The sequence below is a fragment of the Runella salmonicolor genome (genome assembly GCF_024158025.1).
GTDB classification, from domain to species: Bacteria; Bacteroidota; Bacteroidia; order Cytophagales; family Spirosomataceae; genus Runella; species Runella salmonicolor.
Window position 1 is genome coordinate 26,479 of the sequence record NZ_JAMZEL010000017.1, and the last position, 14,633, is coordinate 41,111.

Consider the following 14,633-nt stretch of genomic DNA (forward strand, 5'->3'; position numbering starts at 1 on the left):
TCTCAGTTCTACATTTTTCGGTTTCCCGATTTAACCTTTCGGTTCTACATTTTTCAGTTTCGCGGTTCTACATTTCGCGGTTTTGCATTTTTCAGTTTCTCAGTTCTACATTTTTCGGTTTCCCGATTTAACCTTTCGGTTCTACATTTTTCAGTTTCGCGGTTCTACATTTCGCGGTTTCTCTGCTAAATAATCACAACAGCCCTGCCACCAATTTCACAACTGCGCCCAATCCTTGCGCATCCACTGCGCTGAAATCGTCCAATTGGTCACTGTCAACATCCAACACCATTGCCACGCTCCCGTCAGGGGCAAAAACAGGCAATACAATCTCCGATTTGGACGCCGAACTGCACGCAATATGCCCAGGAAATTGTTCCACGTCGGGGACAATAATGGTTTCTTTACGGGTGTAACACGCCCCGCACACGCCTTTATCAAACTGAATACGCGTACAGGCAATCGGCCCCTGAAAAGGCCCTAACACCAATTGTTGGTCTTTTTTGAGGTAAAATCCGACCCAGAAAAAGCCGAACGCCTCGCGCAGTGCCGCCGTAATGTTGGCCAAATTGGCAATTAAATCGTTTTCACCTTCAATAAGCGCCGCAATCTGCGGCACCAGACTTTCATACAGCGCAGCGCGGTCGGTGGTAGCGGGAAGATATAAGGTTTCGGCCATGATTTTTTAATGGTTGATGAAGCTAACTACTTTCTGAATTTTAAACTTATTCCACTGATATTTTTAGATTTGTATTCTTTCGTACCTTGATACTCATCGAATGTTCAGCCATACAGTATCCACTTTTATGCTCAAACACCGTCTTGGTCTCTTGGTGGCCTATATCGGCCTGACGGTCTTTATGGGGTATCAAGCCACCAAAGTTCGCTTTTCTTACGAATTACCCCAAATTTTACCCGAAAGCAACCCTGATTTTCAATTGTACGAATCGTTTAAAGCACGCTACGGAGAAAATAGCAATGTGTTGGTCATCGGCGTTGCTACCGACCAACTGTTTACGTTCCCCATTTTCAGAGATTGGTACGAACTGAACCATAAAATCAAAAAGATTAGTGGCGTAAAAGACATTATTTCGAGTGCCAATTTAGTGGAAATCGTTCGCAACGACAGCCTTAAACGATTTGATTTCAGGCAAATTATACCCAACAAACCCATTACCCAGGCCGAAGTAGATTCGATAAAAGCCAAAATCAGCCGTCTGCCTTTTTACCAAGGATTCATCATCAGCGAGGATGGGAAAGCCCATTTGATGGCCATCATGCTTGAGCAAGACGCCCTCAATCACACACTAAACACACCTATCGACCAAATCAAGCGAGAAACACTGGCTTTTGAAAACCTCCACGGTCTGAAAGTACATTTATCGGGAATGCCCTACATCCGTTCCGAATACGTCGCTAAGGTGCGTCATGAAATCGTACTTTTTAGCATTTTAGCCGTCATAGTCACGGGACTCATTCTGCTTTTTTTCTTCCGTTCGTGGGTGGTGATGCTTATTTCGTTGGGTGCAGCCTTGGTCGGGGCGGTGTGGAGTGTGGGGTTTATGGGCCTCTTGGGGCACGAAATCACCCAGCTCACCAGTCTCCTACCTTCTCTGATGGTAGTGATTGGCGTATCTAATACCTTCTTTTGGACAAAAAAATACCACGAAGAATTTGGTCGATTGGGCAATCAACGCCAAGCTCTGCAAAGTACTACCGAGAGAATCGGCGAAACCACTTTTTGGACCAACCTTATGGCCACCATCGGGTTTGGTGTCTTTTCACTAACGGGCAGTAAGTTCTTGGCGGAATTTGGCCAGATTGCGGCTTTGAGTCTGCTTTGTACCTACATCATTGGGTTGGCGCTTCTTCCCATTCTTTACAGTTATTCCTCCGCTCTCATCGAAAAACAGCCTCGACGCCTAGAAAACAAAAATATCAGCTTCTTTCTGAAAAAAATTGATGGATGGGTACATCATCGCGCCCCCGTTATTTATGGTTCAGTAGCGGCGCTGCTTATCGTGGCCTTGGTGGGGCTCACCCAAATCAAAAACACGGGCTTTATGGCAGATAATCTCCCTCAAAACAGCCCACTTCTGAATGATTTAGATTTTTTCAAAAGATATTTTAAAGGAGTAATGGCGTTTGAAATAAACATTGACACTGGCCGCCCAGGACGCGTTTTGATGCCTCAAACGTTGACAAAAATTAATCTTTTGCAGAAAGAGTTTGCTCAGTGTCCCGAGTTTACCAAACCGCTTTCGGTAGTTGAAGCCACCAAATTCATTTACCAAGGCTACCGAGACGGCGACTCTAAGTATTTTGTAGTGCCCGATGCGCTCGAACTCAGCAAATTGGCCGAATACGCTGGCAATTTCAAAAGCAACGATAATCGTCTAAGTAGTTTTATGGACAGCACGCGGCGATATACCCGAGTCAGTTTTCAAATCAAAGACGTTGGCACCCATCGGATTGCCGCGCTGTGCGCGCTACTCCAACCCAAAATTGATAGTTTGTTCAATATTGATACCAGCACTGGCAAACAAGTTGAGAAGGAGGAACGATACGAAGCCAAAATCACGGGGAGTAGTGTGGTATTTAGCAAGGGTAATGATTATTTATTACAAAATTTGGTCGAAAGTACCTTGTTAGTTATCGTATTGATTGCAATATTAATGGTGGTAGCTTTCGGTCATTGGCGCCTGATTTTGATTGCCCTCGTTCCGAGCAGTCTTCCTTTGGTTATGACGGCAGGAATCATGGGTTTTGGAGAAATACCTCTAAACGCTGCCACCACGCTTGTTTTTTCCATTACTTTTGGGCTTTCTTCTTCGAGTATCGTCCATTTTTTGACCATGTACCAAGATGAATTTCGCAACAATAAAAAGAGTGTAAGCGAAGCCATTTCCACAACAATTCAGTTTGCAGGAATAAGTATGTTTTACAATGCCATCATACTGTTTGCAGGATTTGTTATTTTTACGGCTTCAAGCTTCAGAGAGACCGTTGCGTTGGGAATTTTGGTCGCCATTACGGTGTTAATGGGAATGTTGTCCAATTTAATCCTGCTACCGACGTTTTTACTTTGGATGAATAAAAAGTTAGTTAATGGCTAAATAGTAAAAAAACACCAATGGTTAGCTTTAACAAGTAATCTCCCCAAAACAATGAAAATACTTTTTAACATACTCCTCATTTTCATCTTCTTTGTTGCCTTTGTTCCTCCCTTCCGGCGCTTCATGTTTTGGTTGCTGGTAGGACGTCAATTGGTAAAAGAGCAGAAAAAAGCAAATCAACCCTCCCAACGCCGCGAAGGCGAAATCAGGGTAGAACCAAAACCCACTAGCTCCGACCAATCGCGGTTTCGGGGCGGCGAATACGTTGATTACGAAGAAGTAAAAGATTAAGTGTTGGTCGTTGTGCTACAGAAAAGTCTTTCTTCCCTCTGTAAACCATCGACTTCTGACCAGTAATAAACATGTGGGATTGGTTTTCTGTCGAATGGTTTTCACTCGCTAAATTACGTGCTTTCAGTTGGGCACATCCTTACTTTTTGTACGGAATATTGGTGATTCCCATTGCTTTTTGGCTGCGACAAGCGTTTCATGCAGGTGCTTTTCAACGCTTAGGAATTACGTTTGTGAATACCGCCCCCCCCAAAAGTTTCTCGGTGTGGCTGCGGTTACTCTTTCCTATTTCGGGCTTTTTGGGGTTAAGTTGTCTTTTGCTGGCGCTGGCCCGCCCGCAGTCTATCAACACCCTCACCGAGCGTGACGCCGAAGTTATTGACATCATGCTGGCTTTGGACATTTCTGAATCAATGCGTGATAAAGACCTGCCTCCCAGCCGATTAGCTTCTGCTAAATCGGTTGCCAAATCATTTATCGGTGGGCGCTTACAAGACCGCATCGGTATTGTTTTATTTGCGGGCGAGGCATTCACCCTTTGTCCATTAACCAACGATTACGAATTACTCTACAGTTTTTTGGACGAGGTCAGTCATGACCAAATTACCATTGCAGGAACCGCCGTTGGGAGTGCTTTAGCGGTATGTATCAACCGATTGCGTGAAAGTGCCTCTAAATCAAAAGTGGTCGTTTTATTAAGTGACGGCGAAAGTACCGCGGGCAATTTGGACCCCATCACCGCTGCCAAACTGGCCAAAGCCTACGGCGTACGTGTCTATACCATCGCCATCGGCCGCACTGTGTCCAAGCCACTTGTGAACAATTCGCAGCGCAACTCAGACTCTCTCGCTCTTACGTCCCCCCAAACCGCCCCCGACGAAGGTACATTGCAGCAAATTGCGCGAGCTACCAATGGCCAATTTTACCGCGCTACCGACAATACCACGCTTAAAAACATATTCTCACAAATAGACAATTTGGAACGCGTCAAAGTCAAAAATCGCCGTTATCAGGAAGTTAAAGACTTCTATCGCGTGTATCTCGACTGGGCCTTGGCTTTCTTTCTGTTGATGATGTTTCTGAAAGTTATCTTTATTGCTAATGTGTTAGAAGACTAGCTACCGTGGTGTATTGACTACTCACACGGGCAATGGGATCTGCAGCTCCATCGGGATCATTGATAGCCGAGCCAAAAGTAGGCACCGCATTGCCACGAATCAATAAAAGTCCTGCCACGTGCGGGGCCGCCATAGAAGTACCCGACAAAATCGCATAACGCCCATTAGCATAAGTAGAGAGGATTCTGACGCCATACGCGGCTACGTCAACCACGTCGTTTCCGTAATTGGAAAAGCTGGCAAAACGGCCCGTACTATCGACGGCCGACACCGTAAACACATTGGCATGATTGAGTCTGCCCGGCGAAAAGCCATTGGCCAATTTTTTGTCATTGCCGGCCGCAATCGCAAATAAAATTCCTTTGTCGGCCGCTGCCTGCACTTGGCGGTCCAGCGTGCTTGAAACTCCATCTAATCCCAAACTCATATTCACCACATCGCCTGCTTTGCCGTTTTGACTCACGTGCGCTACCGCCGCCACCACACTCGAAAGGCGTCCTTCGCCAAGTTGATCAAGGGCTTTCAGCGCCACTAATTTAACCCCTGAAGCTACGCCCACAGTACCGATGGTATTATTGAGCGCACCGATAATTCCCGCCACGTGGGTTCCATGACCATTATTATCGTCGGCAGAGGTTTGCCCAGTAATAAAAGATTGGCTGCGTTGGGTATCGACGTTCAAATCAGGGTGATCGAGGTCAACGCCCGTATCGATAATCCAAACGGTTTTTTCGGCAAAATTTTGGCCATTCCCGTACCCTGTTTTCCGCGTACTCCACGTCACCGAAGCGGGGGCGACTACGTCTACGCAACCACACACACTTACTACCCGGTCGGGTTCAATCACTTCAATGGCTGGGTCTGTTTGGAGCGTATTTACCTCTCCTTTAGAAAGTTTTGCCACAAAACCACGCGTTTTTCCCGCAAAAGCAGTCCGAATGGCCCCAGAAGATAGATGATGTTTGCTCAGAAGTTGCTCCGAAAATGCCGCAATTCGCGCATTTGTAGCGGTCGGGCTTAGCGCCGATGTTTCCGCATTTTCTTTTAAAGTCACAATATACTCTCCTTCTATTACTTCGCCGCGGTGAGCAGAGGCCGCCACCAAACAATCGGCGGCTGGTTCAAGTGAGTTTTCGCTTTCGCAAGCGGCTATCCATACCAATCCTAAGATAAAAGATACCTTTTTCATTTGCAGTCAGTTGATTTTGAGAAAAAGGTAGAAGGTAGGTCATGGAGGAGATGAGCGTTAAATTCGATACATTTAACGCGGGCAAGCAGGGCGAAATTGTTTTGATAAAAATAAAATTGTCAGCATACAGCCGCTACTTTGCAACTGCACACTGACAATCTGAATCCAAAAACCGACAAGCTTATTTTTTAGCTTTTGCAGCTTCTTTCTCTTTGTATTCTTTGTTAAGGCCTTCAACCATCTTTTTGGTCACATCTAGGTTGGCGTCGGCAAAGAGGATTCCGCCGCCTTTGCTGTAACCAAGCACAAATTCGTAGCCGTTTTCTTTGTTATAATTCTTAATGTACTCGAAGATATTACCGTAAAACTCTTCGGTTTTTTTGATACGCTCTTCATCGAGTTTACGCAATTGATCGTCGCGGTATTTGGTAATATCCTGCTCTTCTTTGGCTAACTGTGACTGAGCCGCTTGTGCTTGGTCTTGCGACAACGCCCCCTGCTGAGCACGCTGCTGGAAGAAGGCCACTTTGTTTTGGAACGAACGCCCTTTATTGGCTAAATCGTTTTCTAACTGAAACCCTTTGCTTTCAAATTCTTTTTGAAAGTCTTTGTAATATTCATAGTTTTTGAGGAGGCTATCGGCCTGTACATACACAATTTTCTTGCCTTTCGAGGCGTCCGAAATGCTTCCGCCTGCACTGTCAGATGAATGATGTGAGAAGTGCTGATACCCTAAAAAAGCCACCGCCACAGTCAAAACCGCATTCCAAATAAGTAGTCCGTTTTTCACAATAAAAAGATTTTAAATTTTGATAAAAGTTAATTATTAATGGTAAAGAGTTAATTATTATACGTAAAGAACTGATAACCAAATTCATACTGATAGATTATCGAATAACGATTTACGTTAACGATTGTACGGGCAAAGTTAGAAATAATACTGTACCTTTAAAAAAAAAGTCGCTTACTTGTCGGGTTAACCAAACAAGTAAGCGACTTTCTTTCGATGCCCCTCAGCTACGTTTTTTTACTGTTTCCACCGAAGAGCATTGATATTTTGACCAATCTTCCGTCCCTCTTTTTGGCCAATATCATTGTCCTGAAAAGTATGGATTCCGCCCAAAAACCGCGAATAAGCCGATTCTTCGGCTGCTGCCCAAAGTGATTGAAACGAGCGAGGCTTAAAATCTACGTTACGCTTGGTATCGCGCACCCGATTGACGTGGGAATCGTCAACAAAGGCGAAATCTGCACCAAAGACCGCCTCCAGCGCCACAGCCGCCGCCGAAGACTGCGTGGAATGGCCCGAAGAATACCCAGGAAAAGGAGGCGCGGGCCAAAAAGGAATCCATTTGGGGTCTATGGCCCGACGCACAAAAGTATAAGGACGCTCGTTGTTAAACGCAAATTTACATTTCCAGCACAGCGTAAAGGCATCGGCCACGGCTATTCCTGTACGTGCCAAGGCCTCAGCAGCTTTATCTAGTTTGGCATTGCTGTTTTTGATAGCTATCCGGGCAATGTTATAGGAATGGCCTGGAGGCGTAAAGGTTTCACTCGGATCATCGGCCCACCACACGGCGATTTCTTTTTCGAGCTGCGTTAAGGCAATGTTCTTCTTGTAAACATCGTAGTATTGTTGAAAATAGGGTGAATTAACCTGAGTTGATACCGTCAAAGGCAGCGGCATAGGCATCGAAGAATTTACCGCCAAAAAGGTGCGATTTTTGCCCCAATAGGGTTGCATCGGAATCGTTCTGCCGTTTTCAGTGGGTTGCCAAGAGCCAGGGGCAGTAGGAGCTTTATAATCGGCAGGAAAGTTTCGTGTAAACCCTTCGTGCCCACCATCTGATTTGGACCACTCAAAAATTGCTTTGGCCACTTCATTGCCAAAAGCCTCGGAACGCTCAATGACCTCTTGGTTACTCTCCGCCAAAAAACTGGTTCTTAAAGCTACCGCCAAAGAATCTGCCATCTTTTTGGCTGCTTCTGGAGCGTTGGGCCAGAGGTTTTTGGCCATAAAAAGCTGCGCCGCATTGGCACTTGCCGCCCAATGATATTCTTTTCCAGCCTCTGGTTGTGGAAGCGTTTTCAAACCATTTAGTTGCCCAGCAAGAGAACGATTAGATTTGATACCCGGCACCACCGATTCATACAGGGTTAGGCCAGCATACCCCAATGCCCTCGAAGCAACGGGAGGCGTAAAACCAGGGCTTTGCCGAATCAATTTTAGGCTCATTTCCGACCATTTGAGAGCCACTTCCGCACTATATGTCTGCGTTTCTTTTGAATTATCGGCAGGATTTGTAGGGTCATTCGGTGTTCTACAACTGTATATTGTAAAAGCCAACAATACCGCCACTGCGGCATGATAGCCCCCTTGGTAAAGCAGTTGGGATAAAGTTTTTTTCATGTTAACTGATATAAATTAGCGTCTTTAGAGGAAGAGATAATAAAAAACTACCTCAAGAATAGTGCCAATTTAAAGATAGTACTTGATAGCAACTCTGGATTTTTTTTGCTAACAAAAACAGGGTTAACTAATCATGGGGAACTCTCCCGAAGCATGGCGTTGACCCATCGCTACATAATGAGCCGCACTTTCTAATAAACGAGCCGCCATCGACTCGGGAAGCTGTTTTACTACTTTACCGGGAGTTCCGAGGACCATCGAAAAATCAGGCACTTCCATGCCTTCTGTAACCAATGCATGGGCTCCAATGATACAAAACTTACCAATTTTGGCATTATTCAATATAGTAGCTCTCATGCCGATGAGTGAGCCGTTGCCAACCGTAGCACCATGCACGATGGCGCCATGCCCCACCGTGACATCATCACCGATGATGGTCGGCGAGCCTTCATCGGCGTGCAATACCGCGGTATCCTGAATGTTGGTGCGGTGGCCGACGATGATTTTTTCAACATCGGCCCGAATCACGGCTCCATACCATACGGAGGCCTGCTCCCCAAGCGATACCTGCCCCATGACCGACGCAGAGGAAGCAATAAAAACGGCCTTATGGTTGTCCATAAAACGACAAACGTTTATTGGTTAACTTTGAATCGCTTCTTTGATGTCGTCAATGATTTTTTGGGCTAAATGATCCGCCGTAGAAGCAGTTTCTGATTCTGAATAAATCCGGATAATGGGCTCCGTATTTGATTTACGCAGGTGAACCCATTCTTTATTGAATTCAATCTTCACACCATCAATGGTATTGACGGGATTTTTAGCATATTTTTTGCTGATTTTTTCCAGTACACCGTCTACGTCAATGTCAGCAGTCAATTCAATTTTATTTTTTGAAATGTGGTAACTCGGGTAAGTGCGGCGTAAAATAGAAGCTGACTTGCCAAATTTGGCCAAATGGCTCAAAAATAAGGCAATGCCCACGAGGGAATCACGACCATAGTGCAAATCGGGATAAATAACGCCGCCGTTGCCTTCTCCGCCAATAACCGCGTCGTTGGCTTTCATCATTTCGACCACGTTTACCTCTCCCACTGCCGAGGCAAAATAAGCCCCTCCTGCTTTTAGTGTTATGTCACGCAGTGCACCCGTAGAAGAAAGATTGGAAACGGTATTGCCCACTTTGTTTTTCAATACATAATCAGCAACAGACACCAGCGTATATTCTTCGCCAAACGGTTGCCCATCTTCACAAATAAGCGCTAGTCGATCCACATCTGGGTCTACCACTACGCCCAAATCAAAATCTCCCCGAGTCATTTCACGGCTGATTTCGATTAAATTTTCGGGAAGCGGTTCTGGATTATGGGCAAAGTCGCCCGTGGGTTCACAATTGATAAGTTTAATGTTTCCTTTTTCAATGCCCAACGCCTCCAAAAGCATCGGAACGGCAATCCCCCCCGTAGAGTTGACGGCATCGACGGCAATTTTAAAGTTTTTGGCGACGATGGCCTCTTTATCCACCAACGGCAACGCCAAAATTATTTCGATATGTTTCTGAAAATAGGAGTTATCTACCCGATAAGAACCCAGTTTGCGGACTTCTACAAAATCAAAATCTTCGCTTTCGGCCAATGCAAGCACTTCCGCACCGTCTTGTCCCGAGATAAATTCACCTTTATCATTCAATAGTTTCAAGGCATTCCACTGAATAGGATTATGGCTAGCCGTGAGGATAATTCCACCAGCAGCGTGTTCAAGGGTTACGGCGATTTCAACCGTTGGAGTGGTTGAAAGCCCTAAATCAATTACTTCAAAGCCTATTCCTTGCAATGTAGAAGCCACCAATTTGGCCACCATTTCACCCGAAAGCCTCGCATCACGACCAATGACAATTTTTATATTAGCGGGATTTTTGCGTTTTAGCCATGTTCCAAAAGCGGCTGAAAATTTAACAACATCAATTGGCGTAAGGGAATCTCCTGTTTTCCCCCCAATCGTGCCACGAATACCAGATATAGATTTTATTAATGCCACTTGTTTTTTAGCTTTTTAACAATGTGAAAACCGTTTCAAAAGTAGCAAAATTTAGGCACAATCGACTTAATGTTGTAAAATTGCCCTACTTTTACGATGGATGGCTACAGATCAGATTGGTATATTATGTTTGTTCAGATCAGGATACTATTCAATTATAATGCTATTTGCCATTTTTTTTCTCCCCGAAAATCTATTAGTTAGTACTTTATTAACATCTAACTTATAATACAATTATGCGTAAGTGGTTATTCCTCATCATCTTTCTCCTCATTGTAGGCGGTATTCTATATTATATCTCCTTTGGTTCGTTCAGTGAAGGAACAAGGGTAGGCTCGCTGGTCAAGCTCAGCCGTCGCGGGTATGTATTTAAAACCCACGAAGGGCAATTGATGGTGGGCGGAATGTCGGACGGTACCGGAACCTTTAATTCAACTACCTGGGATTTTTCGGTGCATGACAGCAACAAACAGGCCATCGAAGCCCTTAATCTTTCGCAAAGAACAGGCCAGCGGGTATCGCTCCACTACGAGGAGAAGTTTTTTCAACTTCCTTGGAACGGTGACACCAAATACTTTGTGGTCTCCGTTGAATTGATTCCACTTCAAAATTATCAACGTCCTGTTGTACCCGTACCTGCCCCTCAAACGACTCCCGCAGATACAGGTAAAGCACTATAATCGCACCCACAAAGTATCATTTCTTTGCCGTGCCTCTTTAAACATGCGTCTTCATTGGTTCAGTATATTCATATTAATGACGGCCAGTCTGGTGCTGGTTCACTATTTGCCATTTTGGAAAGATGTCGAGTTTGGCGATGAAACTACCTACCTCGGGTCTGGTCTTTCTTTTTCCATTCCGTTTAAAGGCGGCGTCCAATGGGGACCGCTTTATGCGGCATGGTATGCATTTTGGCATTTTTTTATTCCAGACAGCTTAAATTTATATTATTTTAACTGGGCACTTTTGAGCGTTTTAGCGGGTATTTCCGTCTTTATTTTTGTACGTTCTTTGGGGGTATCCTTGGCGGCTGCTACGTGGATTGCGGTATTATTTTTATTTTCTGACCAAAACGTACCCCTCAACCCCAAAATTTCTATTGCTCCTTTCTGCTTAATTTTGGGCGTATTGGCGCTGATTCAGCTGAGACCGTGGTCCAATTCCCGTCGTTTTTTGGTCATCAGTTTGGTGGGGTTATTGTGCGCGTATTGTCGTCCTGAGTTCTACATATCCTTTTTATTGGCCCTCATTATCGCCGTTTTTTGGTTATGGAAAGAAAAAGGCATTCTTCAACCCACCCTTATGCGTTGGGCTGGGGTATTCGTTATCCTTGCCGTTGGCCTTCATTTACTATTTGGGAATCCCCTTTTTACAGGTGACGACAATCGCAGTACGGTAGCGTTTCAACAGCACTTCGTCGTCAATTATTCGGCTTGGATGAATCAGCCTGAGCCAAGCACCATTGAGGCCCAACTCCAACTTTTCCATAAGGTAATGGGCGAAAATGTTCATACCCTAACGGATGCCATTAAAATGCAGCCTAAATGGACCTTCAAGCATATCACGACCAATATCGTCCATACAGTTACCGCCAACCTGACCAATGTGGTCAGTATATTTTACCAAACCTTGTTTCGGGGGTGGTATTCTCCCTGGCGCATGGGCGTGGCGGCTGGTATTGCGTTGGTATTTTTGTTTTTAATAGACTACAAAACGACGGTACGAAATTTCCGTAAAAACCCAGTTGATGGGTGGGGGTTCGTTGGCCTGATTACGTTACTTATTCCTACATTGATTGCCACTGTGCTTATTTATCCACGCACCCATTACTTGATTTTTCATTTAGTGCTGGTCTTGTGGCTCATTGCTTACGTACTAAGTCGTTTATCTTTGCGTAAGGTCAAAATCATGCAACCTTTCTCGGCAGCTTTTTTAGCCCTGTTGGTTTTATCCATTTTTGTAACAATCCGCGTTCCTGAGTATCACCGTAAAGCCCCTACTCCGACCGCCGACAATGTCCGGTTTATTACTCAATTAACCCCCAAAGAACGCCTAAGGGTGTTGGAACGGGACTGGTACCGGGTTTTTTTGAAGGATAATTCTGACTGGATACACGTTGAAGAATATACAGACGGTGATTTTGCCAAATTTGTCCGAGACAAAAACATCAATTTTATTTTGATGACCCAAGATATGCAAAGCTATTTTGGCAAAGACGCAGGTTTTGCATCGTTCTTAAACCAATATAAATCAGAGGGTTTTGTTAAATTGCCAACAAATTCGGAAGGTGCTTATTTATTCATCAAACAATCACTTTTATAATGAAGTTTTTCCTGCTACTTGTTGCTTTTGTTATCGTTTCTCCGCTGTTTGCCCAATCGGAATGGGTAAAAGAAAATTACACTAAAGTTGAGTATGACATCGCCATGCGCGATGGTACCAAGCTGCACACCATCGTCTACTCACCCAAGGATGCCTCGGCTTCTAAAAAGTACCCGTTTTTAATGCAACGCACCTGTTATAGCGTGGCACCGTATGGTGAAGGCAAATTTCCGGGGCAATTGGGACCCAATAAATTTTTGATGCAGGATAAGTACATTTTTGTCTATCAGGATGTTCGCGGGCGTTATCTGAGCGAAGGTACTTGGACAAACATGACCCCACAGATTGCCAACAAAACCACCAAACAACAGGTAGACGAATCTTCTGACACCTATGACACCATCGAATGGCTCATCAAAAATATCCCAAATCACAACGGACGAGTAGGGCAATGGGGCATCAGCTATCCTGGGTTTTATACCGTTGCGGGGGCGTTGAGCCAACACCCCGCCTTGAAAGCATCGTCGCCGCAAGCCCCCGTTTCTGATTTCTTTTTCGATGATTTTCACCACAACGGTGCCTTTACACAAGGCTATTTTTTAACATTTCCGGTATTTGGTATTCAACATCCTAAGCCCACTACCGACAATTGGTGGCTCTCAGGATTAATCAATGCCAAAACCAAAGATGGCTACCAGTTTAACCTTGACCTAGGTCCGCTCAAAAATTTCGATGCTTACTACAAAGACAATTTCTTTTGGCAAGAGCACAAAGACCACCCCAACTACGACGAATTTTGGAAAAAACGTAGCATTATTCCTCACCTTAAAAACGTAAAACATGCAGTGATGACGGTGGGTGGCTGGTTTGACGCCGAAGACCTTTACGGGCCATTGACCGTTTACAAAACCCTCGAACGCAACAATCCCGGTACCTACAACACGCTCGTGATGGGCCCGTTTGGCCACGGTCGCTGGTCGCAAGAAACAGGGCACACGCTACACAGCAATGTTTACTTCGGCGACAGTGTAGCGACTTTTTACCAACGAGAAATTGAGGCTAAATTTTTTCAACACTTTCTGAAAGGAACTGGCGACGGCAAAACGGGGCTGCCCGATGCTTATTTGTTTAACACGGGTAAGAAAGCCTGGGAAACGTTTGACAAATGGCCTGCCGCCAATGCCGAAAAGAAAATGTTATATTTTCATGCCAATGGAAAGTTGTCTTTTGAAGCACCCAAGACCGCCCGAGCATTCAGCGAGTACGTAAGTGACCCACTCAAACCCGTGCCTGATATTGAGGACAACACCCAAACCATGGGCTTTACTCCTTTCAACTATATGTCGGAAGACCAACGTTTTGCGGCCCGCCGCCCCGACGTTTTGGTGTTCCAGACAGAGCCCTTGACGGAAGACATCACTTTAGGGGGCGAAATTATGGCCAAACTGAATTTCAGCACGACGGGCAGTGACGCCGACTTTTTTGTAAAACTGATTGACGTTTATCCCGGAGATGAGCCCAATCATGCTTACTTGCCAAACAAAAACATTACCCTGAGCAACTATCACCAGATGGTGCGCAGTGAAATCATGCGGGCACGTTTTCGTAATTCTTTTGAAAAACCAGCGCCGCTCATTCCCAATAAAATTACTCCGCTGAATTTTCGTTTGCAAGACGTACTGCACACGTTCAAAAAAGGGCACCGTATTCAGATTCAGGTACAAAGCACGGCTTTCCCACTTTTTGACCGTAATCCCCAAAAATACGTTCCTAATATTTATCTCGCTACCGAGCAAGATTTCATCAAAGCTACCCATCGTGTTTACCATCAGCCAGGTGCTTTAAGCGGCGTAGAAATAGAAATTTTAAAGTAATAGCAACGACATTAACCCAAAATGGAGAAAAAATGGGGGAAGAAAATAAAGTACCCCCAATTTTCGGAATAAAAAATATACCATTTTAAAACAAAAAAATGCCCACTAACGCAATGATAGTGAGCATTTTTTTTGTTTTTATTTGCAAAAAAGGATAATTTATTTCAATTTTATATATTGTTTAGGCATCACGACGACCTGATAAGTATATTTTACCCTGTCAATACCAACTAATTACCCTACTTTAGATTGAAATTATTATCTTTTTTCTCG

The 14,633-nt window shown here is 44.7% G+C and carries 12 protein-coding genes; 6 read left to right on the forward strand and 6 right to left on the reverse strand.

Annotation, left to right across the window (positions count from 1 at the left end):
* Window positions 1–193: 193 nt before the first annotated feature.
* The gene (msrC, locus tag NCI00_RS26310; RefSeq protein ID WP_253532606.1) at window positions 194–679 is read right to left on the reverse strand and encodes a free L-methionine (R)-S-oxide reductase MsrC; all 486 of its coding nucleotides are present in this window, start codon (window positions 677–679) and stop codon (window positions 194–196) included.
* A 127-nt stretch (window positions 680–806) separates the two neighbouring features.
* Here msrC and NCI00_RS26315 point away from each other — a divergent pair, with 127 nt between their 5' ends.
* The 3 genes from NCI00_RS26315 to NCI00_RS26325 all read left to right on the forward strand — a co-directional run bounded on the left by NCI00_RS26315 (window position 807) and on the right by NCI00_RS26325 (window position 4,525).
* Window positions 807–3,116, forward strand: coding sequence for an efflux RND transporter permease subunit (locus NCI00_RS26315; protein WP_253532608.1), 2,310 nt, complete (start codon window positions 807–809; stop codon window positions 3,114–3,116).
* Between the two features lie 51 nt (window positions 3,117–3,167).
* On the forward strand, window positions 3,168–3,407 hold the full coding sequence (locus tag NCI00_RS26320; protein ID WP_114067664.1) for a DUF4834 domain-containing protein: 240 nt from the start codon (window positions 3,168–3,170) through the stop codon (window positions 3,405–3,407).
* A gap of 71 nt (window positions 3,408–3,478) precedes the next feature.
* A complete protein-coding gene (locus NCI00_RS26325) occupies window positions 3,479–4,525 on the forward strand; it encodes a vWA domain-containing protein (RefSeq protein WP_253532609.1) in 1,047 nt (348 codons plus the stop codon).
* Here the strand turns inward: NCI00_RS26325 and NCI00_RS26330 are convergent.
* The 5 genes from NCI00_RS26330 to glmM all read right to left on the reverse strand — a co-directional run bounded on the left by NCI00_RS26330 (window position 4,506) and on the right by glmM (window position 10,164).
* Window positions 4,506–5,714 carry a S8 family serine peptidase gene (locus tag NCI00_RS26330; protein ID WP_253532610.1) on the reverse strand — a complete coding sequence of 403 codons (1,209 nt, stop codon included), beginning with the start codon at window positions 5,712–5,714 and terminating at the stop codon, window positions 4,506–4,508. The two genes, NCI00_RS26325 and NCI00_RS26330, sit on opposite strands and share 20 nt — an antisense overlap.
* A 181-nt stretch (window positions 5,715–5,895) precedes the next feature.
* Entirely contained in the window at window positions 5,896–6,504 is a 609-nt protein-coding gene (locus NCI00_RS26335; protein ID WP_166556762.1) for an OmpH/Skp family outer membrane protein, read from the reverse strand.
* A 237-nt stretch (window positions 6,505–6,741) separates the two neighbouring features.
* Window positions 6,742–8,127, reverse strand: a complete 1,386-nt coding sequence (locus tag NCI00_RS26340) for a vanadium-dependent haloperoxidase (RefSeq protein WP_253532613.1) — start codon at window positions 8,125–8,127, stop codon at window positions 6,742–6,744.
* Between the two features lie 123 nt (window positions 8,128–8,250).
* Window positions 8,251–8,748, reverse strand: a complete 498-nt coding sequence (locus NCI00_RS26345) for a gamma carbonic anhydrase family protein (protein ID WP_253532616.1) — start codon at window positions 8,746–8,748, stop codon at window positions 8,251–8,253.
* A gap of 21 nt (window positions 8,749–8,769) precedes the next feature.
* A complete protein-coding gene (gene glmM, locus NCI00_RS26350) occupies window positions 8,770–10,164 on the reverse strand; it encodes a phosphoglucosamine mutase (RefSeq protein ID WP_253532618.1) in 1,395 nt (464 codons plus the stop codon).
* A gap of 236 nt (window positions 10,165–10,400) precedes the next feature.
* On the opposite strand from glmM, the gene NCI00_RS26355 reads away from it, so the two are divergent.
* The 3 genes from NCI00_RS26355 to NCI00_RS26365 are packed head-to-tail and all read left to right on the forward strand — an operon-like array spanning window position 10,401 to window position 14,360.
* Window positions 10,401–10,844: a DUF8785 domain-containing protein gene (locus NCI00_RS26355; RefSeq protein ID WP_253532621.1), complete on the forward strand. Its 444-nt coding sequence runs from the start codon at window positions 10,401–10,403 to the stop codon at window positions 10,842–10,844.
* A gap of 43 nt (window positions 10,845–10,887) precedes the next feature.
* Complete coding sequence (locus NCI00_RS26360; RefSeq protein WP_253532624.1) at window positions 10,888–12,486, forward strand: hypothetical protein; 1,599 nt, start codon at window positions 10,888–10,890, stop codon at window positions 12,484–12,486.
* Window positions 12,486–14,360, forward strand: a complete 1,875-nt coding sequence (locus NCI00_RS26365; protein ID WP_253532628.1) for a CocE/NonD family hydrolase — start codon at window positions 12,486–12,488, stop codon at window positions 14,358–14,360. Before NCI00_RS26360 ends, NCI00_RS26365 begins: the two co-directional genes overlap by 1 nt.
* Window positions 14,361–14,633 lie beyond the last annotated feature (273 nt).